Genomic DNA, 25,309 nt, shown 5'->3' with positions numbered 1-25,309 from the left:
ATTCAATTGCTATTTGATATGCAATGATGAATTCAAATCACTTTTTAGGGTAGACTGATTACAGGAAAAACACTTGTGAGTTCATTTCAACATGGCACGCCTGGATATCAATCGATCGGGGGAAATGGAGGTTTTCGTTCGGGTTGTTGAACAGGGAAGCTTTTCTGCGGCGGCGAGAGCCCTGCGCATGACGCCCTCGGCAATCAGCAAACTGGTAGGGCGCCTGGAAGGCCGGTTGGGTGCCAGGCTGGTCAACCGTTCGACACGGCGGGTGCAATTGACCCCGGAAGGCTGCGTTTTCTACGAGCGCAGCGTTCGGGTGCTGGCGGATCTCGATGAGGCCGAGCGCGGCGCGGCCACGAACGGGGCGCCGCGGGGAAGGCTGTGCATCAATGCCAATGTGCCGTTCGGCCGGCATTTCCTGTTGCCGCTGGTACCCGAGTTCCTGGCCCTGCACCCCGACGTTACGCTCGATATTGTGCTGACCGATGAGGTGATCGATATCCTCGAGCAACGCACGGATGTGGCGGTTCGTGCGGGGCCGTTGAAGAGTTCACGCCTGCTGGCTCGCAAGCTGGGGGAAACGCGAAAAATGATTGTCGCCGCGCCCTCGTATCTGGAGCGCTGCGGGGTGCCGGAAAATCCGGTCGATCTCGAGCGCCATAATTGCCTGGGGTTCAATTATGCGCGAACGATCGAGGGCTGGCCTTTGATCGATAAAGGGCGCAGCATCAGCGTGGCGACCATGGGCACGGTCCAGATCAGCGACGGGGATGCCCTGCGGCACCTGGCTGTGGCGGGGGTCGGGCTGGCTCGCCTTGCGCATTTCCAGGTGCGCGACGATATTGCTGCCGGGCGGCTTCAGCCTGTATTGGAAAACTGCAACCCGGGCGATAGCGAAGAGATCCACGCTGTATTTCTTGGGCAAGGAGGGTACCTGCCGGCACGCGTCCGTGCTTTCCTGGATTTTCTGGTGGAAAGAGTCAAGTTCGATTAGGCCGGATCCCGTAGAGACCATCTTGTAAGTCAATAGGCGGGTTCTGTAGGGGCGAGTTCTTTGCCCGCCCTCATGCTGCGTAGTCGTGGCCCGTGGCGAAAAAGTGCAAATTGATGGAGAGGATGCGCGCAGGCATTTGCCGGTTTAGTCGGGGCGTAGCGAAGGTCAGCGTGGCACGACGATGCCGAACAATATGATGTCCGCGTATTCGCGTGCGATGTCGTGGCTCGATTGTTTGCCGCCAGGCTGATACCAGCGCGCCATCCAGTACACCGACGAAATGACCGCGCGCACAACCGCATTCGGGCTGCGGGCCTGGAATAGGCCGGCGGCGATGCCGTCGCGCACTATATTGCGAATCGTGTTTTCATAATTGACCCGCCATTCGATGGCCACGTCTCGCATGTTAGGTTCTTTCAGGTTTGCAAAGCGGGTCAGCAGGACCTGGAAGAAGGCCTGGTGCGTTTCAAAGAATTCGGCCTGGGCTTCCATGAAAGCGATAAGCCTGTCCTGCGGCTCGGTATGGCGGGCGACGGCCGCGTCGACATGCTCGCTCAATTGGCGCACTGTCGAAACCACAATGGTGCCCAGGATTTCTTCTTTACGATCGAAGTAATGATAAAGAGTGGTTTTGGACAAGCCGACCGCTTCGGCGATATCCAGCAACGAGACTGCCTTATAGCCTTCATCGGCAAACAGGCGTGCCGCGACTTCGAGGATTTCATCCTTGCGGGCGGTACGATGCACGGGTGCGGTCATTCTTTTTTTTGCGGCTGTCTTGCTCGCCATTTGCGGATCCTTTCGACCTGATAATACAGATATTGCTGATGATTCCGGTATCTTAACGTGCCTCTTGCAGGCATTTTCAGGCGGCCATGTCGATGCTCTGCACCAGCCGTAGCGGCGTGTAGATCAATATGGTTTCGCCATGCTGGTTGACGACTGCATTGCGGCTGCGCACCAGGCCTCGGGGGCCCTGCGAGGCGGGGCGCGATTCTATGATTTCTGCCTCGACATGTATCGTGTCGCCCACGACGGTGGGTGCCTTGATGTCCAGTTCCATGCCCAGGAATGCCAGGCCAGTGAACTGTACGCTGGGGGCCACCAGTCCTTCGGCGAAGGAGTACAGCAGCGCGCCCGGAACCACCCTGCCTTGCAAGGCCCGGCCGGCGGTGGAATGAGTATTGACGAACACGTCTTCGGTAAACCAGATGAGGTTGATGAAGGTCACCAGATCGGTTTCGGTGATGGTGCGTGCCATGGTCCGGAAGCGGAATCCAACCGGCAACTGCTCATAGTAATAGCCCTGGCCGAGCAATACCGTGTCTTGGTCCATATATTTTCTCCTGATCTGTGCAAGTCTTGCGATAGGGGCGCGCAGGGGTGCGCAAGCTTTATTCCTGCCATTGAGGGCGGCGTTTTTCAATGAAGGCCAGCGGGCCTTCGCGTGCATCGGCGCTGGCATAGACTGGCCGGTGAAGTTCCTTGGCATGCTCGAATCCAGCATCGCAGCCCAGGCTTAGCGCGTCATTGAGGCTGCGCTTGGCGGCCAGCACCGACAAGGGGGCGTTGTCGCGGATCAGCCTGGCCAGCTCGATGGCGCGCGCCAGCACTGCGGCACTGTCGGGCTCGAGATAATTGAGAAAACCAATCTCGTGAAGCCGCTCGGTCGGCTGCATGGCCCCGGTCAGGACCATTTCCATGAGTATGGCTTGCGGCATCTGCCACAGCATTGGCACTGCCCAGGGAGAGCCGCGGCCCACTCTGGCCTCGGCTATGCCGGCGTGGCTGCCCGCCTTGCCGACACGCAGGTCGCAATTAGCGGCCAGCACCATGCCGCCAGCCGTGAAGTGTCCATTGAGCGCGGCAATCAGGGGCTTGGCCACGTTGCGCATGCGCTCGAAAAAAGGGTCGCGCAGGGCCTGGAGAATATCGGTTCCATGTTCTCGCTGCACTCGCGCCGCATCTTTCAAGTCCATGCCGGCACAGAATACGCCGCATTCGGACGCAGTAATCACGGCAGCCTTAACAGTCTTGTCCTGGTCGATCTCACCCCATAGGTCGTATAGCCTTTCCGATGCCGCGATGGATAAGGCGTTTCGTTGGGCGGGGCGATTCAAGGTGATTAGTGCAGTCCCATCACGGACTTCGTAGAGTATGTCGTTCATATCGTTCCCTGGGCACGCAGTTTCGCGGCTTCTTCGGCGCCAATGTCCAGCAGGTCGGCGAGCACTTCGCCGGTATGCTCACCCAGCATGGGAGGAGCAAGCGAATATTCGATGGGTGTCTGCGAAAAACGCATTGGGCTGGCGATCGACGGCACATGGCCGGCGCGGGCATGCGGCAGGTCAAGGCGCATGCCGCGCGACCGCACCTGCGGATCGGCGAAAACCTTGTCTATGCTGTTGATGGGGCCGCAGGGCACGTTATTGTGTTCGAGCGCTTCTATCCAGTCATCGCTGTGACGGCTGCGCATGACTTCGGCCAATACCGGCAGCAGGATATCGCGATGGGCGTTGCGGTCCGCGATGGTGCGAAAGCGCAGGTCCCGCGCAATATCGGCCCGATCGGCAACGGCGCAGAATCGTAGGAATTGTTCGTCGTTGCCCACGGCAAGAATGATATGCCCGTCCCGGGTAGCGAAGACTTGGTAAGGCGTGATATTGGGGTGGCCGTTGCCCGAGCGTTTGGGCACGGTTCCCCCAATCAGCCAATTCATGCCCTGGTTATGCAGCACGGCCACTTGCGAGTCGAAAAGGGATATATCAAGGTGCTGGCCTTGTCCGCTTTGATGGCGGCTATGCAGGGCCGCCAGGATCGCGCTGGTGGCATACAGGCCTGTGACGATATCGGCCAGGGCGACACCGGCCTTTTGGGGGCCGCCGCCTGGCTGATCGTCGCGTTCGCCTGTGATGCTCATCAGGCCGCCCATGCCCTGGATAAGGAAATCGTAGCCTGGCCGATTGCGATACGGGCCGGTCTGGCCGAAGCCGGTAATTGAACAATAGATCAGGCGAGGATTGATGGCGCTCAGTTTGGCATAGTCGAGCCCGTATTTGGCCAGCCCCCCGACCTTGTAGTTTTCCACGACGATGTCGGATATTTCTGCCAGCCTGTGCAGCAGCGCCTGACCCTCCGTCTGGGTGAAATCGACGGTAATCGAGCGCTTGCCGCGATTGCATCCCGCGAAGTAAGCGGCGTCGATCGGCTTGCCGCTTTCGCGGTCAAGGATCCATGGCGGTCCGAACTTGCGGGTATCGTCGCCCTCGCCGGGGCGCTCCACCTTGATTACGTCGGCACCCAGATCGGCCAGTGTCTGTGTCGACCACGGGCCGGCCAGGATGCGGCTGAGGTCCAGTACCCTCACTCCAGAAAGGGGTCCCGTCATGGTGTGGTACTCCCTAGATCCGCATGGATTTGGCAATAATGGTGCGCTGTATCTGCGAGGTGCCGCCGCCGATCGTGGATTGCATGCCTTCGCGGAAATAGCGCTCCATATCGGATTCGGGCAGCATGCCGTGGCCGCCATAGATCTGCATGCCGCAGCGCGTGACTTCCTGCAGCGTTTCCGATGCAAAAAGCTTGGCCATGCTGACTTCCCGTGAGTAATTTTCGCCGCGGACCGCCATGTCGGCGGCGCGATATACCAGCAGCCGCGCGGCATCGACCTTGGTTTGCATATCGGCCAGCATGTGGCGGATTACCTGAAAGTCGAAGATCTGTTTCTCGAATTGGATACGTTCATGGGCATAGCGCAGCGCGTCGTCGACGGCTTGCTGGGCGTTGCCCACATAGCCCGCTGAAACGGCAATCCGCTCCAGTTCAAGGTGATCGGTGATGATGGGCCAACCCTGGCCCGGCGTGCCCAGCATCTGCGATCGTTCCGCCTTGACGTCGTCGACAAAGATTTCTGTGGTGCCCGTGGCCCGGCGCGCCATGGTTGGCAAGCGTCGGATATCGAGTCCGGGAGTGTCGTTGGGAACCAGGAATACCGACAAGCCTTCGCGTTTCTTGGCCGCGGGGTCGCTGCGCACCAGCATGGCAATTACCACATTCTTGGCGGCGGCGCCGCTGCACCATAGCTTTTGGCCTCGCAGTATATAGTTTTCTCCGTCGGCTATGGCTCGGGTGCGCGTGCTGGCCGCGTCGGATCCGGCTTGCGGCTCGGAAATCGATATCGAAAAGCGAATTTCGCCGCGCATGAAAGGCTCGAGGTATTTTTCCTTTTGCTCGTCCGTGCCGAATTTGACGATATTCATGGCGGTGAAGGTCGACACCATGAAAGCCGTGGCGAAATCGAACCCATATTTGGACAAGCCTTCGCACAGCAATGCATAGTCGAAGATGGTACCTCCCATGCCGCCGTGGTCTTCAGGTATCAGCAGGCGCAGCCAATCCTGCTTGACGATAGCCTCGTAGCCCTTATAAGGATATTCACGGTTGATGTCGCAGTTACGGATGTATTCCCGGCCTATCTCGCGCTCCATCAGCCGATCGACTTGGTCTTTCCACAGTGTTTGTTCGTGGTTCAGAAAATTCATGAGGCTTCCCTTGCTTTCGTATTGGCGCTGTAGGCATATGCAACTGGTTCGGGCACCGCTGCCAGGCGGTCGCGCCGTACCAGCAGGCTGAATTCACAGCTCAGAATAATTTCGCGGCGCTGGTTGGTTGCCTGAAGCAGCACCGTGGCTACGCCGTGTTGTTCACCCTTATCGCGCAGGGCAATGATTTCGGATTGGGCGTAAATCGTATCGTTGATGAACGTAGGCTTGACGAAGCGCATATTGTCCACGCCGTAGAAGGCTTCGATCAGTTCCGGATCGAAGCCGATCAAGGCGTTGGCAATGACAAACACAAGGCCGCCCTGCACCAGCCGTTCGCCATAGAGCGTATTCTTGGCGAACTCCACATTGCTGTGCAATTCAAGCCAGTTTCCCGTCAGCATGCAGAAATTGACCACATCCGATTCAGTGATGGTGCGGCCGCGCGACGCGCGTTTCTGGCCGAGTTGCAAGTCGCCGTAAGGGGCGTCGATCATGAGAGGTCTCCAGAGTTCGGTCGCAGCGCCTGAACTGGCGTTGAGTCGGAAGCGATGCGCCGCGAGTTGTTGCGCTGGACAAGAATGAAGCCGATCAGCAGCACTGTGGCGCTGGCGTCATAGACTAGCCCGGGTATGAAATACAGAAAACCGATAAGAGCTATAAGCAATCGAGCAGGCATCGAAAGCGAATGCCACAGGTAGCCGATCGAGGCGCTTGCCAGGCAGAACATGGCGACCGCCGTGATGAGGGTCGCGTAAGCGATATCGAGCAAGGATCCAGCCATCAGCAGCCCCGGCCTATACACCATCATGAAAGGGAGGAAGTACACCCCGCCGGCTATCAACAGGGCATAGCGCGCGACACGCCAAAAGGACTCTCCGGCGATCGCGGCCGCGGCGAAGACGCTGGCGCAAACAGGCGGGGTAATAGCCGACAGAATGGCGAAATAGAAAATGAACAAGTGCGCGGTAAGCGGAGGCAGCCCAAGCTTGGTCAGCAAAGGAGCGGCTACCGAGGCGGTCAGCACATACGAAGCGGTGGTGGGCACGTCCATCCCCAAAAGCATGCATAGGACCGCGCTTATCACCAGGGCAATCAGCAATCGGTCACCGGCAATTGCCAGCAATTCGCCGGAAACTTTGGTGCCCAGCCCGGTGGCGCCTATGATGGCCGTCAGAATTCCCGCGCATCCAAGCAGTACCGAAATCATGATCAGGCCTTTGCCGCCGTCGACCGCGCCTATCGCCACGTCGCGTATCATGCTGGTCAACGCTCGTGGCAAGCCGCCGGCGCCCTCGCGCAAGGCCGTGGCGATCAATCGGCAGAACAATGCCAGGACAATCAACGTCAGTGTCGCCATCGCACCCGCGAACGTCGCTGTGTAATTGGTAGCCAACAGATAAATCATCGCGAATATGGCGCCGGCCAGGGGCGTTGCCTTTTCCCATGAAATCACGGCGCGTGGAATGGGCGTGGCCGAAAGCCGGTTCTTGCGCGCGAATAGATCGACGCTGACAAAGATCAGCGAGAAGTAGAGAATCGCCGGCAGGATCGCCGCCTTGGCGACTTCTATATAGGGAATGTTCAGTAATTGAGCCATCAAGAAGGCGCCTGCGCCCATGATTGGCGGCATGATCTGGCCGCCCGCCGAAGCGCTGGCCTCCACGCCCGCGGCAAAGGCTTTCGGGTAGCCGGCGCGCCGCATGGTCGGGATGGTCACCGATCCAACAGCCATCACATTTGCCACGGCCGAGCCCGACACGGTTCCGAACAGGCCGGAGGTTACGACGGCGACTTTGGCGGCCCCGCCGTGGCCACGGCCGGCCACGCGATTGGCAAGTTGCACGAATACTTCGCCGGCCCCTGTGGCCATCAGCAATGCGCCCAAGATCACGTAGATGGCTATGACGCTGGTACCGATATCAGCCATGAATCCGAACATGCCGCCCGTCGACGCATACAACATGCCCAGGGCGGTTTCAGCGGAGACCCGGGGCGGCTGCCATAGGCCGCTCAGGATCGCATTGCCCCACAGGAAATAGATCAGTCCCAGTACAGTCATGATGGGCAATGCCCATCCCAGTAGGCGCTGGGTGGCCATAATGAGAATGACAATAGCGACGCTGGCCATCAGGAGATCGACGCTGGTAAGGTCGTTCATCACATCCATGAAGCGCTCATGGCCTATCATGACATGCAGCGTGGTCGCCAGGCTCAAGAGGGCCAGCAACCACAGAAGACCCTTGAGCGGCGATAGCCGCTGGATGCGCAAAGCCAGGGACCACCAGGCCAGGGTCATTGCGCCGCCAATGAATATGCCGCGTTGGATCAGGGGGTTATATGAGCCCGCGAACGACGTGTAGATGTGAAACAGCGTGAATGCGGCGCAGCATAGGGCGAACGCGATCGATTCAGCGTTTCGCGGGGTCGGTTCACGGGCGGATTCGATCATTTGAGCGACTCCCAGAACCTTTTGGCGCCCGGGTGCAGCTTGATGCCTACCTTTTCAGCGGCCAGAGCCTGCGCTTTGAAGTCGAAGTCTTTCAGATGGGGCCAGGCCTGTATCAGCATGGCGCGATTGTCATAAATCGATTTGGCAATCGCATAGGCGGTGTCGTCGTCCATCAGGGCGGTCCGTGTCGCATATACGATCAGCACCGACGGTGTATTGACGGGCGGCTGGCCCTCCATCACATTGACGATTTTTGTGAACCCGACTCCTTTGATGTGACTGCTTATTTTTTCCTGTTGTGCTGCGGTAAACGATAGTAGCCGCATCGGGGTCGTGACGATGAGTTCGCGTAATGTAGCGTCCACGCCATGGCCTGGGCCATATTTGGAATAGCCGACCAATTGGCGGTTCTGGACTCCCTCCACCGCATCTTTTACAGTGCCGGGCACCAGGTTCGGCTCAATGCCCAGCGTGGTGAATACCTGGCGGGTCAACTGCTCGGCGCCGCTGCCGCGAATGCCGGGGTTGAACTTCTTGCCTTGCAATTGCCCCAGGTCTGTGACTTTGGAATCTTGCGTCACGGCCACATTCAGCGTCGACACGTCATAGGCATAAAGGGCCACCAGATCGGGTACGGCTTTGCCTTTGAAGACGCCAGTGCCATTGATCGCCTCGATTGCCGCATCGGTGGCCACCAGGCCCAGGTCGAGTTCGCCCTTGGTCAGCCGCCGGATGTTGTCCACGCTGGCGCCGGTTTCGATGTGCGACACATGCGCGCCTGGGATGCCGGCGGTTATGGCCTTTGCCATGGCATCCGAGACAACGAAATGGCTGGATGTGATATTGGTCGACCCCAGTGTCAGACTGGTTTTTGGGGCCGCGCAGGCAAGGCTGCTCAGTACGAGCGTTGCCATACCGAAAATGAGCGAAAAATTATGGGGAGGTTTGGACAGGGATTTCATTTCTTACTCCGGAGAATGCGGTGGGCACAGGGCCAGAGCAGTTGCAGTGCGTTGCGATAGACAACGGCTCAGGATGCATGAAATGCTTCGTCTAAAAAACCGACTATTCGGTCGGTTAAAAAATTATAAATGCTTTTTTCCTGTCGTCAAGTGTGGAAAACACTTGTCAAGATTTTATGAAAGATATCGATTTTCATAGGTAAAACAAAGAATAAACCCTCATATTGCTTATAAAAATTATTTCTAGGCTTGCATCTGTCGCAGGCTTTGTGGCAGAATTTAAACCGACCAATTAGTCGGTTTATTTATAGGCGGACAAAAATGAAAGGCTCAACAACCATACGGCTGGGCTGCGGTGGCGGATTCTGGGGCGATGCATACGATCCGGCCGCGGAGCTGGTGGCATCGGCCAATCTTGATTTCCTGTGTTTCGATTTTTTGGCCGAGCTGACCATGGCCATTCTGCATAGGCAGAAATCGCGTGCGCCGGAATTGGGCTATGTAAGTGATGTAGTGCCCTTTATGAGCAATCTTGCCACACAGGCGCGCGAGCAGGGCACATGCCTGGTTTCAAATGGCGGCGGAGCCAATCCCGCGGCTGCCGGCCGCGCCATTGCAGATGCGCTGGCGCAGCGCGGGCTGCGCGGCACCCGCATTGGCGTGGTGTCGGGCGACGATCTGATGGATCGCCTCGACGAGTTGATCGCGGATGGCGTGCCGCTCGTTAATTCAGCGACCGGCGCTGCCGATCTGTCGACGATACGTTCGCGTATTCTCTGCGCCAATGTGTATGCCGGTTCCGAAGGCATCATCGATGCGCTTGCCGCCGACGCCGATATCGTTGTAACGGGCCGGGTTGCCGATTCCGCCCTGTTCGTGGGGCCGATCCTGCAGCGTCTCGGCAAGGGTTACGACGATCCTGATCTGGTTGCCGCGGCCATCGTGGCTGGCCATATAGCCGAGTGCGCCGCAGGCTGCACCGGCGGCATGTCGTCGCGTTTCGATGAAATGCCGCATATGGGCCGCGCCGGCTTTCCCATTATCGAATTCGCGGCCGACGGAAGTGCTATTTTCACCAAGCTCGCGGGCACCGGAGGGCGTGTCGATCAGTTCACTGTAAAAGAGCATCTGGTCTATGAAATCGGCGATCCCCGGCGCTATGCCGTGCCCGACGGTGTGGCGGACATGACTTCGCCGCGCGTCGCGGAGCTGGGCGCCGATCGCGTCAAGGTCAGTGGCAGCAGGGGGACGGGGCGGCCATCCCAATACAAATTGCTGATTGGCTATTCGGATGGCTGGATCGGCGAAGGCCTGATGATGTTCCCATGGCCCCGCGCCCTGGACCGCGCCCGCAAGGCTGAAACAACCCTGCGCGAACGTTTTGAGCGGATGGGGCTGGTGGCCGATGCCATCGAGTTCTCATACATAGGCGTCAATACCTTGCATGGCCCGGCCGCACCCTGGCCCCAGGACGACAACAGCAATGAAATCGGCCTGCGTGTCGCGGTACGGACGCGGACTCGCGATGAAGCCGAAAAAGTACGCCGCGCCTGCTCGCATCTCTGGATCATGGGGCCTGGCGGGACGTCTTTCGGCGCGCCTTTCAAACCGCGCCCGGCCATCAGCTTATGGCCGACGCTGATAGACCGGGAACTGGTGTCCCACCATATGGAGATCATCGAATCATGAGCCGTCTGCTCGAAGAAATCGCCTATGTGCGTGCCGGGGACAAGGGTGATAACGTGTCGATCGGTGTACTTGCGAAGCGTCCCGAGTTCTACGAAACCGTACTTGCCACGGTGACTCCAGAGCGTTTGCGCGATTTGTTCGGCAATTGGCTGAAAGGACAGGCGCATGTTTATCCCATGCCGAATATCGACGGCTGCCTGGTACTGCTCGAGCAAGGCCTGGGAGGCGGGGCCACCTGCACCTTGCGTTTCGACCAGACCGCCAAGTCGCTGGGTTATGCCGTTTTGCGGCTGGCGGTGCAAGAGCCGCTGCCGGAATAAATCGATATGTATGATGAGCCGGATGCGGCGGCCGGCGATACTTTCTATCCGGCCAGTTTTATTTTGGTCAAGGATGCCAGCGGCTTTCCTTCAGCCCTGACAGGTTGGCTCCTCGTTTTCCCCCTAGCGTGATGGACAATTGATTGGCTTTGCTGACAAGCGTTTCCACAAACGCTTCGAGCTTCTTTTTTGTCAGTCGGCTGGTGGGGCCGGAGATGCTGATGGCGCCGAGCAGTTGCCAGTTCACCCCATATACGGGAGCTGAAACGCTGGCTACATCGGCATCCCGTTCTCCTATGGAAATGTAGTAGCCCTTGCGTCTGATGCCGTCGAATTCGTGCCCCGGGGTGCCGGTAAAGGCAAGAATCACTTTGCCAGGCGAGCCTTTCTCCAGGGGCAGGACTTGCCCTACCCGAATATGGAAACGGATTGCTTGCGGCCCTTCCACCCGATACAAACAGGTTCGGGTATTGCCTTCGCGCACAAAGAAAGTCGAGCTCTCGCCGGATAGCTTCGACAGTTCCTGCAGCACGGGTTCGACCGATGCCGTGACATCGAAAGAGGCCTGGTATCGGGCGCCCAGCCAACCCGCCGCGGGCCCCAGGCGCCATGCGCCATCGTCCCTGTAGACCAGATACTGGTGGGTGGCCAGTGTTCGCGCTATGCGCAGCACGGTGGTTTTGTGCAATCCGCTGCGCCGGCTCAACTCGGCCAGCGATAGGTATTCGTCTTGAACGCCGAATGACTCGAGCAGGCTGATGGCCCTGGTGACGGCAATGACACCTATTGCATCCGGCTTGTCGTCAGGCGTGGATTTCAAGGCAGGCTGCGTTTTGTTGAACACACTTGATTTCATCAGGAGAAACTCAGTTGTATTGTGCGAAATTTGATTTTATAGTCAATAACGGAAAAATAGAAGGGCAGTCGTGTTGCCACGTTCGCGTCACAAAAATCGTGTATTCCCAAGGAGTGAAAAGTGAAGAAAATGCTTTATGGCATGGTGTTGTCGATACTGAGCGTGGCTGCGGCCACACAGGCCAGAGCGGAGGAGTACCCGGCTCAGCCGGTAAAGATTGTTGTCGGATTCAGCGCCGGCGGCCCCAGCGATGTGGTGAATCGCGCTTTTGCGAATTTCGCGGGCACCCGGACCGGCAAGAATTTCATCGTTGAAAACAAGCCCGGCGCCAACTCGACGATTGCCACTCAATACGTTAGCCAGGCCAAGCCCGACGGCTATACCTTGTTGGGGGCGGCGACCAACCATACGATGATTCCGGCTTTGTATGGGAACCGGATAAAGTTCGATGTCGAGAAATCCTTCATACCGATTTGCACGTTTGCCAAAAGCCCAACTGTGCTGGTGGTAGGGCCCTCGTTTCCCGTTACCGGCCTGAATGATTTTCTGGCAAAGGTAAGAAAGAGTCCCGGGAAATTCTCGGCCGCGTCGGCGGGTGTCGGGAGTTCCGGGCATTTTGCGACGGCTTTGTTCGAAAAGATAGCGGGCGTTCATTTCAATCATATTCCCTACAACGGAGCCGCTCCCGCCATCAATGCCTTGATGGGCGGGCAAGTGGACATGTCGTTTGCAACACTGGCTTCCGTGCTTTCACAGGTCGGTTCCGGAAGAATGAAAATACTGGCGGTTGCCTCCAGCCGGCGCCTGCAGTCCCTGCCTGACGTCCCTACGTTTGAAGAGGAAGGAATAAAAGGCTATTCCGCTGATGCCTGGTACGGTTTGTTGGCCCCTGCGGGGACACCCCAAAACGCCATTGCGGTTTTGACGGACTATGTCAAAGCGTTTCAGGCAGACCCCGCTGCCCGGAAGAGCCTGAAATCCCTTGGTCTCGAATCCGACGCAACGTGCGGGTCCGCTTTTGCCGCCGAAATAAAAAACGAAGTCGCGACCTATACCGAGTTGGCAAAGAGTCTGAGGCTTAAAAACTGAGATCGCCGTCACGCGCCGGATGGCCTAGGCATGCGCTGACGGCCTTCCGGGCTTGGAGTTTCCTGGAATTTTCACGCGTATTCAGGACAGGTCCAGATCATAAATGCGTCTGGCGGTTTCATGGAACAAGTCGGAAACTTCATCCTGTGAGCACGCCAGGCTCAATTTCTTGAATGCATTCCATAGCACGTGGTACGAGAACATTCCTTTATCGACAGGGAAGTTGCTTTCGTACATGCATCGTTTTGTGCCGAACATGTCTATCAGTGTTTCGACATAGGGGCGCCACTCGGCGGCAAGCAGATCGGATGACGGGGGAGTATCCAGCTTGTGATATTGATGCCCCATCACCATCAAGCCAAAGCCGCCCAGCTTTACGGAGGTGTTGGGCAGATCGGCGAGCCTGCGCATGTCGTTTTGCCACGCCTGGAAGACTTCCTTTTTGCAATCGGTGTATGGGCCCACACCCAAAGGGCCGCCCAGGTGATTGATGACAATGGGGATATTAGGGTGGTTTTTTGCTAAGTCATGCAGCAGCGGAAGTTGTGTGTGATAAGCCCAGACATCGAGTGTGAGCCCATATTTTCCAAGGCAGCCCACCCCTTCTGAAAAGCGGGGATCGATCAGGAGATTTTTAGGCGGCAGTATGGGATTGCTGCGCACGGCTTCGTGCTCATGCCAGGCGGTGGAGTTGCGTATACCCTTCAACCGTGTGCCGCCCGCGGCAATCAGGCGCTCGAGGACCGGTTGTATGCCATGGCCCAACGTCAGGTCGGCACAGCCTATGATGCCGGCGCATCCCCGCTGTTTTCCATAGAGCCCACTTGCAAACCGGGCGGCTATGCCATTGGCGAATTCGACTTCGCCCACCGGCTTGTAATGGTCGTCCCCGGCTTGCTTGTACATGCTGCGGCACTGGACAAATAGAGTGCCGACAATATTGTGTCCGGAAGTGATGTCTTCGCGCAGTTCGTCAAACAGGTATTTGGCTCCCGGCCTGTCCCAAAGATGATGATGCGGGTCGACGATGGGAAGATCCGGCCAGAGTATGTCTTCGCGGCGTTTATCGAGCCAGTCGGTTCTGATCTGCGCATGCGGCGAAGTTGGGGTGTTTGGTTTTTTTTGCATGGATAAAAGCCGGGCTTGCGGCCCGGCTCCTTGCTTGTCCGCGAAAGTTCAACGATGAAGAATCATTGCGCTACGATACCCGCGTTCTTCACCACTTTGCCCCATTTTTCGGATTCCGAATTCATATACTGTTTGAAATCATCAGGGGTTGAGGCGATGATGTCCGCGCCCAGCGAGTCGAATTTCGCCTTGACGTCGGGCTCTTTGAGCACTTCTTTGATATTTTTTTGAAGTATGTCGACGATTTCCTTGGGGGTCCCCTTGGGTACGAACATGCCATTCCATTCATAGACTTTATAGCCATCGAGGCCGGATTCGGCCACGGTAGGCACATTGGGCAGCAATGGGTTGCGCTTGGGCGATGTGATGGTCAATGCTTTCAGTTGCCCGCTTTTTACCATTGCAAGAGAGGATGCGATATTGGTGAACATCATGTTTACCTGTCCGGCGACGGTGGCCATGATTGCCGGTCCGCCGCTTTTGAACGGAACATGCAGCATCTTGAGGCCAAAGCCCTGATTGAAAAGCTCTCCGGCCATGTATTGCACCGTGCCCGTGCCGCCCGAGGTAAAGGTCAGCCGGCCCGGTTCGGCTTTGGCGGCCTTGACGACATCGGCAACGGTATTGAACTTGGAGCTCTTTGGAACCACCAGGATATTGGGGGTGACCGATACCAGGGTCAGAGGCACCAGATCCGTTTCCGGATTGAAGCTCAGCTTGTGCAGAAAAGGATTGATCGACAGAGGCGTCGCGTCGTAAAGCACGGTGTAGCCATCGCCTTTGGCGCGGGCCACGTAGGCTTCGCCTATCATGCCGCTGGCCCCCGACTTGTTTTCGACCACAATGCTTTGGTTCAGTTTCTTGCCGAGGTTCAGTGCGATGACTCGCGCCAAGGCATCCGCCGTCCCGCCCGGTGCGTAGGGCACGACGATGCTGATGGCCCTGTCCGGGTATGCGGCGGATGCCAGCGAGGGCAGCATTGCTGCGGAAAGAAGGGTACCGATTAATAACTTCTTCACAAACATATCTCCTGTGTTTTGAGTTCTGGGGCGAGCCGCCGCCATTTTTTGACAGCGAAGCTGCCTTGCTTGAGGGTGTTGCTTAATTGTTGAGATGGATCTTGGCAGCGGCAATGAGTTTTCCCCATTGCTCGAAATCGTTGCGTTGCCGATTGCCTAAATCTTCCGGTGTGCCGCCTGCCAGCGTTATTTTCAACTTGTCGGCAAGGTCGATCATTTTTGGAGTTTTCAATATGTCATTGATGGCGTGATTGAGACGCATGACAATGTTTTCAGGAGTCCCGGCAGGCACATAAATACCTTGCCATTGCTCAATCACAAAATCGGAAACTCCGGCTTCTTTCATGGTGGGTACGTCTTTCAGATTGCCCAGTCTTTCCGACGAAGTGACGGCAAGAGCCCGCAACCTGCCTGCCTGAATCTGAGGGAATGCGGCGGCTATGGGAGCAAACATGAATGTCACTTGCCCGCCCATGACATCCTGTATGGCCGGTGTGTCTCCTTTATAAGGAATGTGAATTGCACCGATTCCCGTTTTCAGTTTCAGCAATTCTCCCTGCATATGGAGAACCGTGCCTGCGCCGCCAGACGCGTACGACAGGGCCTTGGGATCGGCTTTGCCCGCCGCGATCAACTGGGCCAGGGTTTTATAGGGCGAATCGGCGTTAACGACTAGAACGTGCGGAATCGTGCCCACGAGGATGACAGGCTCAAATCCCTTGTCGGGGTCGTAAGGCAGCTTGTGCAAAAAATGAGGAACTATGGATTGAGGGCCGATGGAAGTGCCCAGCATCGTATATCCATCCGGTTTTGCTCGAGCTACGTATCCTGAACCGATAGTTCCGGTTGCGCCGGCTTTGTTTTCAACGACAACGTTGGTGCCCAGACTATCGACGAGCAGCTTTGCGATGTTTCTACCCAGAATATCGGTTGTTCCTCCGGGAGGATAGGGGACGACGTAGTTAATGGGCTCGCCTTTGGGCCATGTGCTCTCGGCCATGGCTGTCGTTGCGGAAATAAAGGCAAGGCCCGCGCAGATTATTCTCGCGATGTTTTTGGCCAATGGAGTCATCGGATTTCCTTTGAAGAAATATAGTTAGAATTGGTATAGATTCGCAGGGTTATTAACCAGAATCTGTTCAAATACCTGATCATCGTTCACCCAGTCGGCCATCAGATCAAGCAGGTGTGCGTCGTCGGGAATCGGTTGCAAGCCGGCCGTTGCCGAGGCATGGGGCCAATCGCTACCCCAAACAAGCCGGTCCGGTCCGATTTGGGTATAAGTGCGAACGAGTTCTCTCATGTCTGAATAAGAGGGCGGGCCGCGATGGCTCAAAATATAAGCACCAGACAGCTTTACCCAGGCTTTGCGGGCAGCGATCAGGTCCAGGATGGCTTTATGGGCTTCGTTGTCGCTGAAGTGATCGGGATCGATTCGTCCCATATGGTCAAACACCAGGGGGACGCGGAGCGCTTGCAAACGTTGCTTGTGCCGGACAAGTTGCCGGGATGGCATCAGGATCTGGATATGCCATCCCAAATGTCCGATCTTTTCAGCCAGTAATTCCAGCATATCGATGGAGCTTGTCACACCCAGCGATAGGTTGAGGCGAACCCCTCGCACTCCTGCATTATGCAGGTCCTCCAGGTGGCTCATTGATATTGACGGATCCACTACCGCGATACCGCGCCCGCTATTGCCCAATATGGCCAGCCCATCGAGAATCGACTGATTGTTAGTACCGTAGGTAGATGGGGTAATAATGACTGCCCGATCCGTTCCAAGGCGATGCTGCAGTTTCCTGTAATCGTCTATTGACGCATCCGGAGGGTTCAGTTGTGCACCTGCTACGGCAGGATAATGGCGGCTGTAAAGATGCATATGACAGTCGCACGAGCCTCCCGGGATGGCAGTTCTCGGTAAAGAGGTCCCAGAGGTATAGGGAATGTCAGACGGCAAGTTTCAACCCCGGTTGCCGCATTGGTATGGTTAATATCGATCCGCTGACCGATTCGGTGCAATACAGCGTTTTTCGGTTGAGCCCGCCGAATGCGATATTGGTCAGTGATTTCCCCAGCGGGCTGCGCCAGACTTCAATGGGTTCGGCGAGTTCGTTCAAAACCCACACATACCCCAGACCTGGATTGGCGATGATCAGGTGGCCGTCCTGGTCGACCGCCAATCCATCGGGTCCGCTTGGCCCGTACGACGTGAAAAACTGGCCGACCTTGGCAACGCTGCCGTCCGCCATCAACGGCGCACGCCATATGCAATTTCCCCTGGTCACGGCGATGTACAGGACTTTCTCGTCCGGGCTGAGGGCGATGCCGTTGGGGCTGGGTATATTACTGATGAGCAGGTCGAGCTGGCCGTCGGGGCGAAGCCGATATACCCGGCCGCTTGGGTCGTGCATGCCCGATTGGCCCTGGTCGGTGAAGTACAGATTCTTTTTCGAGTCGAAGATCAGGTCGTTGACGCCCTTGAATCGCTCGGTATTGCGGCGGGGCAGATAGGGCACGACTTCCTTGGTGCGCAGGTCCAGTTTCATCAAGCCATTTTTATAGTCGGCGATGATCAGTTCGTTCTGGCCCAGGAATTTCATGCCGTTGGGCTCGCCGTCGTATTCGACGACCAGGCTCCATTCCTTGTCGGGCGATATTTTGAATATGCGCCCGAAGGGAATATCGGTCACGTATAAATTTCCGTCGGCGTCAAAGACCGGGCCTTCGAGGAATGAGTCGATGGGCACACCACCGCGATTGGCATGGGCCCATTCCGATGCGATTCCCGTTCGCCGGAAATGCCCGGGCATCGAGCTGTAGACCTCGGCGTCCTTTATTTCGATATTGGTTCGTAGAAACACGGTTATGTCCTTTGCTACGTCGTGCGCTGGTTCAGATGGCCGAGCAGGTTGCGTACGGCGGCCAGCCCCATATTCACGTAGGCGTCCCGGGTGACTCCGCCGATATGCGGGCTCAACAGGATATTTTCCGCACCTCGGAAAGGGTGGTCGGCCGGAGGAGGTTCCTGCTGAAAGCTGTCCAGACCCGCGGCGAAGACATGGCCGCTTTGTACCGCGTTCAGGAGCGCGCATTCATCGATCAGCCCGCCGCGAGCGGTGTTGACGATAATGACGCCGGGTTTGCACCGATCCAGCGTGCCCTGGTTCACCAGGTTCCTGTTGTCGTCGGTCAAGGGGCAATGCAGGGAAATGACATCGGAGTCGCGCCAGATTTCATCCAGGCCGGCTTCTTTTACAAAATCAGGAATTTTTTTTGCGTAAGGATCGTGGCTGATGACGTGCATGCCCATGGCATGGGCAATTTGCGCCACGCGGCCGCCGATGGCGCCCAAGCCGATCAGACCCAGGGTGCGTCCGGCCAGTTCCACGCTTTTGTGGCTGGCTTTGTCCCAGTGTCCGGCATGCATCCGCAGATTCATTCTGGCGATGGATTTTGCGCAGGCCAGTATCAGGGCAATGGCGTGTTCGGCCACAGCGGGTGCATTGACTCCTGTGGCGGCGCATACGGCAATGCCTTTGGCCTGCGCGGCCGATACGTCAATGGTGTCGATGCCGCTGCCATGCTTGGAAATCACTTTCAGGGATGGTGCGGCTTGAATGATCCTGGCGGTGATTTTCCCGTACCGGACTATGATGCCCGCGGGGTCATGCCGTTTCATCAGGGCCAGGATATCTTCTTCCTGAGGGGCCAATCCGGTAAAGACTACCTCGAAATCTTTCAGCAGATTCAGCGCTTCAGGGGCGAGATCGGCGGCGGTCACCAGAATGGCGCGTTTTGCCACGCTCATAGTGCTTCGCCTTCCTTTATCACGCCGGCCTGCACCAGGGTCTGCTGCAACCACGGCGCGCCCAGGTCGCCGCTCTTTATGGCGGCAATCCGCCTGGCTTCGGCATCGACTTTTTTCTGGGCCAGGACCAGGATCTCTTCCACGTTTTCACGGGGAACGACGACCACACCATCGGCATCGCCGACAATCAGGTCGCCAGGGTTGACTGTCGTTCCGGCCAGCGTCACGGGCCAGTTCACACGCCCGCCCAGGGCTTTGGTCGGCCCATTGGGATTGGTGCCAGCGGAAAATACCGGGAAGCTGCCCGCAACGATTTCTTCCGAGTCCCGGGTGGCCGCGTCCACTACGAAGCCGGCCAGGCCAGAGGCCTGTGCCTGGGTAACCATGATCGTGCCGCACAAGGCGGCCGAAAGATCGCCTTTCCCCTCTACGACGATGACATCGCCAGGCTGGGCCATTGCCAGGGCCGCATGAAACATCAAGTTGTCGCCGGGCCGGACTTCGACGGTGAATGCGGGTCCGGCCACTTTCATGGAAGGATGCAAAGGTTTTATTGCCCCCCCCAGTGTGCCGCGGCGCCCCCCTACATCGGCCAGGATGGCGGCCTGAAATTGGCTGGCTTTCTTGACGAGATCAGGGGCGACGCGTTCGATGTCTTTGCGGATGTAGGGTAGCGTTTTCATGGTTGGTGCTTCCGGGTTTCAGGGGGTGTTTGAATTAATGTGCAAGGGTGATATGTGCTTTCTTGATGACGTCGGCCCACATGTCGTAATCGGCACGCAGCCTGTTTGTAAAATCTTCCGAGGTTCCGCCCAGGGTCGTTGCGCCTTGCGCGCCCATGCGCTTGACGAAGTCGGGATCATTGACCGCTTTGTTTATGGCGGTGTTCAAGATGACGGTGATGTCTTTCGGGGTGTTGGCGGGAACGAGAATGCCGAACCAGGTCGTGGCGTTGAAGCCTTTGTAGCCGGACTCATCGATTGTCGGTACATCGGGGAGCACGCTGACCCGGCTTTTCGATGTCACGCCCAGGGCCTTGATCTGCCCGGCTTTTATCGAGCCCAGCAGGGTGGGGATTGAGGACATGTAGGCCTGGATCTGGTTGCCCATCAGTGCCGGCAATCCGTCCGATGCGCCTTTATAGGGCACGTTGGTGATCTTGATCTGGGTGGTGCGTTCGAACAGGACGGTGGTCAGCTGCGCAACCGTACCTATGCCCGGAAGCCCGAAATTCATGCTGTCGGGCGCGCCTTCGTTCACGGCTTTGACGAATTCGGGCACGGTGCTGTACTTGGCATTGCCGGGAGCCACCATGACGAGGGCGGAATCCGCCACCAGGCTGATCGGGATGAAGCTCTTGAAGGGGTCGTAGGGAAGGTTCGAGTGCAAGGTGGGATTGATGGCCAGGTTGCTGGTTTGCCCAAGCACCCATGTGTAACCATCCGGGTTTGCCTTGGCCGCGGCGGCAATGCCGATATCGCCGCCGGCGCCTGCTCGATTTTCCACGACGATGTTCCACTTGTTCTGCTGTGAGAGCGTCTTGGCCAGGTCGCGGGCGATCAAGTCAGTACCGCCTCCGGGAGGAAACGGAACGATCAGCTTGATGGCGTGATCGGGGTAGCTTTGAGTGGCCGCGGTTGCGGCCGTGGATGAAATCAAGGCGATGGCCAAGCCGTACGATAATTTAGCCAGCAGTTTCATGTCTTCTCCTGATTGAAGGTCTGGTTTTTGTAAGCACTAATGAAGGAAGCGGTTGTGCGCATAGTAGCGATATATTTCGTCTGTCGCATCATAGTTTCATCAGATGAAATTAAAACCGGGTGCTAAAACATGTGCCGGTACTTAAAATGGCGGGGGTGTCGGTGTTCTTGAGCGTTCCTTGGCGTTCTTAAGGCGCGGGGGTGGCGGCCCAGGCGGGGTGGAGCTCGCATCGTCCGGTCCTGGCTGCGCCAGGACTGCCCGCGGCCGGCGCCTGGATCGGGCGGTCGCGGAACTCGCGTCGTCCACAGCCCCCCGGGCTGTGGACACCCTTGACGCTCAAGCAGCCGCTCCCTTGCCTCCCGATCCAGGCGCCAGCCGCGGCGGACTCAAGCTCGCTCACCCCGCCTGGGCCGCCACCCCCGCTTGCATTTAAATTTTTGGACGATCACGGGCCATAATGCCGGGCGTGCGCGGACACTTTGCTCGCGGGCTTGTGTAGATACCGTCTTGGAAGTCAAGGAGGGCCGGGGTAATCGGGGCCGATAGGGGATTCGTGTGTTGAGCGCCTGGAAGCACCGATGGACGAGCTTGCGCATGGCGGCTTCCAGCAAGCGCCCGGCTTGCAAGGCCTAAATGCGGGATCCATTTACTTTATATTCAAGTTTGGCCGAGATGTTTGCTTGAATCCGTATTTTTTGCTGTCTTTCTTGCTGCCATCGCGTATCAGTTCGATAAACAAATTGGCCAGCAAGTCGGCGCTGGGGGTCAGTGTGCGATTTTTGATTTGAACCAGGCCCCAGTCTCCGAAGCGGTTTTGGGTCATGGGGATATTGAGTCTGACTACTTGCCCTGCCGCAATTTCCTGCTCCATCATCAAGTTGCTGCTGGCAAAAATAATATCCGAATCGGGCAGCATTTTCTTGATCAGCGCGATGTCGTCGCATTCGATATTGACCGCGAAGGTATCGTTATGGTCCAGGCCTATGCTGCGCTTCAATTCATGAAACACGACGGTGGGAAGGCTGACCGTGGCAAATGTGTACTTGAGAATCTCCTGGGGCTTGATCGGGCGATCCGGCTTGCCGGCTACCAGAGGATGCTTGCGGTCACAGAAAAGCGCGACCGTAAGCCCGCCTATGGGAGTAATGGCCAGCATGGCGTCGTCGGCTATGTCGCGAATGTCCGCCATGAAGAAATCGAGCTGTCCTTCCCTGAGATCGGCCAGCAGGTTTTTCCAATAATCAATCCGTATACGCAGCGAGATCTTGGGATACCGTTTGTGGAACTCTCTGATTCCAGCGCCCAGGAAGGCCGTGGCGGGGAAGGGGCCCGCGCCGAGCGCCACGCCGCCCAGGGAGCCGGTTTTCAAATACTCAATGTTTTTGTTGAAGTTCTTGGCTTCGGACAGCAGGTTCTGGGCATGGTCGACCACGAATTGACCTGTGGGCGTGACCGACACGGCATTGGTCGTACGGTCGAAGATTTGTATATTGAGCTCCTCTTCCAGGGAAGCAATGCTTTTACTCAGGGCCGATTGGCTCAAATGCACGCGCTCGGCTGCTTTGCTGAAGCTGAGTGTCTCGGATAGGGCCACGACATGGCTGAGCTGTTTTAGATTCATTATGAATTGAATTCATAGAGATAAGCCGAATTATTCATTTTACACAGATGTTTTGGGCATGGCATAGTAGTTTCAATGCATCGGTTTTATCTCTGAATCGACTTGATCGATCGACGAGTAGCCGTCGTAAATAGACAGAATAATAGCCAGAGACAATTCGGAGACCCATTCGTGATTAGCCGCCTTGACCACTTGTCCAGGAGTGGATGGAATGCTGTGGCCCGCAATAATGTAAGCGGCGCCTGTTTGCAGCAGGATATGCACGCAAAATACCTGGTTGTCGGCGCCGGATATGCCGGCTTGGCCGCGGCGCGGCGACTGGCGGAGCTATTTCCCGATGAAACCATTGTTGTGCTGGATGCGACGCGCCCAGCGGAGAATGCGTCCGGCCGGAACTCGGGCTTCATGATCGACCTGCCCTACGCAAAAATAGATTCCCGGTCGTCTCCGGAACAGAGCCAGTGGCAAATCAACTTGTTGCGATCCGGCCAGCGATTATTAAAGGATTTGGTCGATGCGCACAATATAGAGTGCGGCTGGAGCCAGGCGGGGCACTACAAGGCGGCTACCAGCGATTTCGGCATTGGCCAGCTGAAAGCCGTGGAGGCTACCCTGGAAAAGAACCGGATTCCTTTTCGGCGCCTGGCCCCCCGGCAAATCCGAAGCGAGCTAGGGTCGTCGCATTATAAAAGGGCGATCTGGTTGCAGAACTGCACCTTGGTCCAGCCTGCCGAGTTGGTCAATGGGCTGATCGGATCACTGCCCGAAAATGTGACGGTTTTTTTCGATACGCCCGTAAGCTCCATATCGCGCGGCAGTCCTTATGCCGTGACCGCCAATAATCATGAAATTAGCGCGGAATTCATTTTTCTGTGCGCCAATACGGGCCTGCCCTTCTTCGGTCATGCCAAATACCGGCAGCTCACCATGTATACGTACGCGGGATTGTCCCGCGAATTGTCCGATGCGGAATCGGCCGCTTTCGGCGGTGCGGCCGAATGGGGAGTCACTCCCGTCGAGCGGCTTGAGGCGACCAGCCGGAAAATCGATGGCAAGCGTTTTATGTTGCGTGCGGGTTTTTCATATAAGCATGAATTGCCGACCGATCAGGTCAAGAAGCATCTGTCCGGAATGTTGCTGGCGCGCTATCCCGATATGCCCGCGGACTTGTTTGAATATGTATGGGGCGGGGCGGTAAGCCTGACCAGGAATGGCGATCCGGTTTATGAACGTTTCGGCGAAAAAATCCATGGTGTATCGGGGTGCAATGCGTCCGGCATTTTAAAAATGACCATGCTCGGCACTTTATTGGTTGACGGTGTGTTCGGACTGGATTCCGAATTGCTGGATCAGACCCGGCGATTCAGCCATCCAGGCTTTATTCCCCCAGACCCGATAAGACGCATGGCCGTGAATATGAACATCAGAAAAATCAGACAGCAAATGAATGGGAGCTAGCGAGGAAAATCATGATCGAATGTATTAAAACCAATATCGTCAACGCGCCGGATGTGCCTATCAGCAATGCCGTTTTGGCCAACGGAACCATTTACACGGTTCAGGTTCCACGGGATCCCCAGACGCACCAGCCCAGCGGGCAAGGCGATATCGGGGTACAGGCAACACGGGTGTTCCAGCAATTGGCACATGTTCTGGAGTGCGCCGGGTCCGACTTGAATAATGTGGCGCAGATGACTATTTACCTGGTCAATAAAGACGATGGCAAGAAAATGAACGAAGTCTACAAAACATTTTTCAAGATGGCGCCTTATCCGAACAGGGCGACGGTCGTCGTCAAGGAACTGATGGGGGCCAATTGCCTGATTGAGATAGTCGTGGCCGCCGTTAAGAAATAAGCTGAAATTCCATGGAAAAAATAAGCATTATCGGCGCGGGGATAGTCGGCATGTGTACGGCGGTTGCCCTGCAGCAGCGCGGTGCCGCCGTTCGGATTATCGACGAGCGCGAACCCGGCACCGGTACTTCGTTCGGCAATGCCGGACTGGTCAGCGTCGACAGTTGTGTGCCTATCGCGCTGCCGGGAATGATAAAAAACGTGCCTCGCTGGCTGACGGACCCTATGGGGCCTTTAAGCGTAAGGCCGGCCTATCTGCCGAGTGCGCTTCCCTGGCTGGTTCGTTGGGTGAAATCGGGTGCCAGCGAAAAAAATGCATTCAGGCTTGGCCATGCCTTGCGGCAATTGCATCAAGAAGCCGTCGACCAATATCGCAAGCTGCTGGGGCCGGAGCATTTCGATGAAATCATCAAACTTACCGGGCAGTTATACATTTGGGAAAACAGCGCAAAGAGCCGGACCGATTTGTTGTCCGAGAAAATACGCAAACAAAACGGCGTTACCGTTCGCGAACTGGCGGGAGAGGAAATATTCGACATGGTTCCCGGCCTGAACCGGGCGGTTACCCGGGCCGAGTTTTATGAGAAAAATGGCCACGTTGCCAACCCCTATCTGCTGGTCCAACGCTTGTTCCGCATTTTTTCCGAAAATGGCGGCGAGTTCATCAGGCAGAAGGTACATGGTGTTTCGCGCCAGGCCGACAGCAACACGTATCGCATTATTACCACCTGCGACGATTTCAGCGTCAAGCGCCTGCTGGTTTGTTCAGGCGCCTGGTCGAAAAAAATACTCAAAGGCCTGGGTGTGGGTATTCCGTTCGATACCGAGCGGGGTTATCACGTCTCCTTCGACCGCGGCGCCCTCGATTTAAAAATCCCGGTGCTGCATAAAGAGCGGGCCTTTGGTGTTACCCCCATGGTCGACAATATTCGTGTGGCGGGTTTTGTGGAAATAGCCGGACTGGAAGGCTTGCCGGATATGAAGAAGGAAGAAGTCTTGATAGGCAATGTAAAGCGTCTATTCCCAAAAATTGATATAGGCATGAAAAAGAATTTTTGGCTGGGCTTTCGGCCATCGACGCCCGACAGCTTGCCCATCCTGAGTCAGTTGGATTCATTGCCCAATCTGTATTTTGGATTCGGCCATGGTCACACCGGCATCACCGGGGCCCCCATGTCCGCGGAAATCCTGGCGAACATGGTTATGGGGACTCCCAATACCATTGATGTAAAACCCTACGATATCAAGAGATTTTAGGAGACAGCACC

Annotated in this window: 26 protein-coding genes; 7 read left to right on the top strand and 19 right to left on the bottom strand. The window is 56.8% G+C overall.

The features are described from left to right. Positions 1 to 91 precede the first annotated feature (91 nt). The gene (locus ACYVIS_RS03780) at positions 92 to 997 is read left to right on the top strand and encodes a LysR family transcriptional regulator (protein ID WP_232741379.1); all 906 of its coding nucleotides are present in this window, start codon (positions 92 to 94) and stop codon (positions 995 to 997) included. 165 nt (positions 998 to 1,162) lie between these two features. Here the strand turns inward: ACYVIS_RS03780 and ACYVIS_RS03775 are convergent, their stop codons facing one another. From ACYVIS_RS03775 to ACYVIS_RS03740, 8 genes are all read right to left on the bottom strand, one after another. Further along, the gene (locus tag ACYVIS_RS03775; protein WP_232741378.1) at positions 1,163 to 1,786 is read right to left on the bottom strand and encodes a TetR/AcrR family transcriptional regulator; all 624 of its coding nucleotides are present in this window, start codon (positions 1,784 to 1,786) and stop codon (positions 1,163 to 1,165) included. Between the two features lie 76 nt (positions 1,787 to 1,862). After that, positions 1,863 to 2,333, bottom strand: coding sequence for a MaoC family dehydratase (locus tag ACYVIS_RS03770; RefSeq protein WP_460873312.1), 471 nt, complete (start codon positions 2,331 to 2,333; stop codon positions 1,863 to 1,865). Positions 2,334 to 2,391: 58 nt separating this feature from the next. Then, positions 2,392 to 3,165 carry an enoyl-CoA hydratase/isomerase family protein gene (locus ACYVIS_RS03765; RefSeq protein WP_232741376.1) on the bottom strand — a complete coding sequence of 258 codons (774 nt, stop codon included), beginning with the start codon at positions 3,163 to 3,165 and terminating at the stop codon, positions 2,392 to 2,394. Then, positions 3,162 to 4,385 carry a CaiB/BaiF CoA transferase family protein gene (locus ACYVIS_RS03760; RefSeq protein WP_460873311.1) on the bottom strand — a complete coding sequence of 408 codons (1,224 nt, stop codon included), beginning with the start codon at positions 4,383 to 4,385 and terminating at the stop codon, positions 3,162 to 3,164. Before ACYVIS_RS03760 ends, ACYVIS_RS03765 begins: the two co-directional genes overlap by 4 nt. 13 nt (positions 4,386 to 4,398) lie before the next feature. Continuing rightward, positions 4,399 to 5,538, bottom strand: coding sequence for an acyl-CoA dehydrogenase family protein (locus tag ACYVIS_RS03755; RefSeq protein ID WP_460873310.1), 1,140 nt, complete (start codon positions 5,536 to 5,538; stop codon positions 4,399 to 4,401). Continuing rightward, positions 5,535 to 6,035, bottom strand: a complete 501-nt coding sequence (locus ACYVIS_RS03750) for a MaoC/PaaZ C-terminal domain-containing protein (protein WP_232741373.1) — start codon at positions 6,033 to 6,035, stop codon at positions 5,535 to 5,537. The genes ACYVIS_RS03755 and ACYVIS_RS03750 overlap by 4 nt, the downstream gene beginning before the upstream one ends. Further along, positions 6,032 to 7,990: a TRAP transporter permease gene (locus ACYVIS_RS03745; RefSeq protein WP_232741372.1), complete on the bottom strand. Its 1,959-nt coding sequence runs from the start codon at positions 7,988 to 7,990 to the stop codon at positions 6,032 to 6,034. The genes ACYVIS_RS03750 and ACYVIS_RS03745 overlap by 4 nt, the downstream gene beginning before the upstream one ends. Then, positions 7,987 to 8,952, bottom strand: a complete 966-nt coding sequence (locus ACYVIS_RS03740) for a TAXI family TRAP transporter solute-binding subunit (protein ID WP_460873309.1) — start codon at positions 8,950 to 8,952, stop codon at positions 7,987 to 7,989. The genes ACYVIS_RS03745 and ACYVIS_RS03740 overlap by 4 nt, the downstream gene beginning before the upstream one ends. Before the next feature lie 321 nt (positions 8,953 to 9,273). On the opposite strand from ACYVIS_RS03740, the gene ACYVIS_RS03735 reads away from it, so the two are divergent. Both ACYVIS_RS03735 and ACYVIS_RS03730 read left to right on the top strand, forming a co-directional pair. After that, entirely contained in the window at positions 9,274 to 10,641 is a 1,368-nt protein-coding gene (locus ACYVIS_RS03735) for an acyclic terpene utilization AtuA family protein (RefSeq protein WP_460873308.1), read from the top strand. Then, on the top strand, positions 10,638 to 10,961 hold the full coding sequence (locus tag ACYVIS_RS03730; protein WP_232741369.1) for an AtuA-related protein: 324 nt from the start codon (positions 10,638 to 10,640) through the stop codon (positions 10,959 to 10,961). The genes ACYVIS_RS03735 and ACYVIS_RS03730 overlap by 4 nt, the downstream gene beginning before the upstream one ends. A gap of 67 nt (positions 10,962 to 11,028) precedes the next feature. Here the strand turns inward: ACYVIS_RS03730 and ACYVIS_RS03725 are convergent, their stop codons facing one another. Further along, positions 11,029 to 11,817, bottom strand: a complete 789-nt coding sequence (locus tag ACYVIS_RS03725) for an IclR family transcriptional regulator (RefSeq protein ID WP_460873307.1) — start codon at positions 11,815 to 11,817, stop codon at positions 11,029 to 11,031. Between the two features lie 129 nt (positions 11,818 to 11,946). On the opposite strand from ACYVIS_RS03725, the gene ACYVIS_RS03720 reads away from it, so the two are divergent. Further along, positions 11,947 to 12,906 carry a Bug family tripartite tricarboxylate transporter substrate binding protein gene (locus ACYVIS_RS03720; protein WP_460873318.1) on the top strand — a complete coding sequence of 320 codons (960 nt, stop codon included), beginning with the start codon at positions 11,947 to 11,949 and terminating at the stop codon, positions 12,904 to 12,906. Between the two features lie 81 nt (positions 12,907 to 12,987). Here the strand turns inward: ACYVIS_RS03720 and ACYVIS_RS03715 are convergent, their stop codons facing one another. The 10 genes from ACYVIS_RS03715 to ACYVIS_RS03670 form a co-directional block, all read right to left on the bottom strand. Further along, positions 12,988 to 14,034: an amidohydrolase family protein gene (locus tag ACYVIS_RS03715; protein WP_460873306.1), complete on the bottom strand. Its 1,047-nt coding sequence runs from the start codon at positions 14,032 to 14,034 to the stop codon at positions 12,988 to 12,990. A 62-nt stretch (positions 14,035 to 14,096) separates the two neighbouring features. Continuing rightward, positions 14,097 to 15,059: a Bug family tripartite tricarboxylate transporter substrate binding protein gene (locus tag ACYVIS_RS03710; protein ID WP_232741366.1), complete on the bottom strand. Its 963-nt coding sequence runs from the start codon at positions 15,057 to 15,059 to the stop codon at positions 14,097 to 14,099. A 76-nt stretch (positions 15,060 to 15,135) separates the two neighbouring features. After that, on the bottom strand, positions 15,136 to 16,125 hold the full coding sequence (locus tag ACYVIS_RS03705; protein WP_460873305.1) for a Bug family tripartite tricarboxylate transporter substrate binding protein: 990 nt from the start codon (positions 16,123 to 16,125) through the stop codon (positions 15,136 to 15,138). Between the two features lie 24 nt (positions 16,126 to 16,149). Further along, the gene (locus ACYVIS_RS03700) at positions 16,150 to 16,935 is read right to left on the bottom strand and encodes an amidohydrolase family protein (RefSeq protein WP_232741364.1); all 786 of its coding nucleotides are present in this window, start codon (positions 16,933 to 16,935) and stop codon (positions 16,150 to 16,152) included. A 67-nt stretch (positions 16,936 to 17,002) separates the two neighbouring features. Beyond that, complete coding sequence (locus ACYVIS_RS03695; protein ID WP_370635868.1) at positions 17,003 to 17,917, bottom strand: SMP-30/gluconolactonase/LRE family protein; 915 nt, start codon at positions 17,915 to 17,917, stop codon at positions 17,003 to 17,005. A gap of 14 nt (positions 17,918 to 17,931) precedes the next feature. Further along, on the bottom strand, positions 17,932 to 18,864 hold the full coding sequence (locus ACYVIS_RS03690) for a hydroxyacid dehydrogenase (RefSeq protein ID WP_232741363.1): 933 nt from the start codon (positions 18,862 to 18,864) through the stop codon (positions 17,932 to 17,934). After that, complete coding sequence (locus ACYVIS_RS03685) at positions 18,861 to 19,547, bottom strand: RraA family protein (RefSeq protein WP_232741362.1); 687 nt, start codon at positions 19,545 to 19,547, stop codon at positions 18,861 to 18,863. Before ACYVIS_RS03685 ends, ACYVIS_RS03690 begins: the two co-directional genes overlap by 4 nt. Positions 19,548 to 19,581: 34 nt before the next feature. After that, positions 19,582 to 20,565, bottom strand: coding sequence for a Bug family tripartite tricarboxylate transporter substrate binding protein (locus ACYVIS_RS03680; protein WP_232741361.1), 984 nt, complete (start codon positions 20,563 to 20,565; stop codon positions 19,582 to 19,584). 646 nt (positions 20,566 to 21,211) lie between these two features. Beyond that, the gene (locus ACYVIS_RS03675; protein ID WP_232741360.1) at positions 21,212 to 22,186 is read right to left on the bottom strand and encodes a LysR family transcriptional regulator; all 975 of its coding nucleotides are present in this window, start codon (positions 22,184 to 22,186) and stop codon (positions 21,212 to 21,214) included. 72 nt (positions 22,187 to 22,258) lie between these two features. Continuing rightward, entirely contained in the window at positions 22,259 to 22,450 is a 192-nt protein-coding gene (locus tag ACYVIS_RS03670) for a hypothetical protein (RefSeq protein ID WP_232741359.1), read from the bottom strand. Here ACYVIS_RS03670 and ACYVIS_RS03665 point away from each other — a divergent pair. Genes ACYVIS_RS03665 through ACYVIS_RS03655 form a run of 3 tightly spaced genes read left to right on the top strand, consistent with a single transcriptional unit; the run spans position 22,445 to position 25,298 of the window. Next, positions 22,445 to 23,644 carry an NAD(P)/FAD-dependent oxidoreductase gene (locus ACYVIS_RS03665; protein ID WP_460873304.1) on the top strand — a complete coding sequence of 400 codons (1,200 nt, stop codon included), beginning with the start codon at positions 22,445 to 22,447 and terminating at the stop codon, positions 23,642 to 23,644. The genes ACYVIS_RS03670 and ACYVIS_RS03665 overlap by 6 nt on opposite strands. 11 nt (positions 23,645 to 23,655) lie before the next feature. Beyond that, positions 23,656 to 24,042, top strand: coding sequence for a RidA family protein (locus ACYVIS_RS03660; protein ID WP_460873303.1), 387 nt, complete (start codon positions 23,656 to 23,658; stop codon positions 24,040 to 24,042). An 11-nt stretch (positions 24,043 to 24,053) separates the two neighbouring features. Continuing rightward, the gene (locus ACYVIS_RS03655) at positions 24,054 to 25,298 is read left to right on the top strand and encodes an NAD(P)/FAD-dependent oxidoreductase (RefSeq protein ID WP_460873302.1); all 1,245 of its coding nucleotides are present in this window, start codon (positions 24,054 to 24,056) and stop codon (positions 25,296 to 25,298) included. Positions 25,299 to 25,309 lie beyond the last annotated feature (11 nt).

The organism is Paralcaligenes ginsengisoli (genome assembly GCF_054781135.1).
Note: the sequence above shows the minus strand (reverse complement) of the source record. Positions and strands in the feature narration are given on the sequence as shown.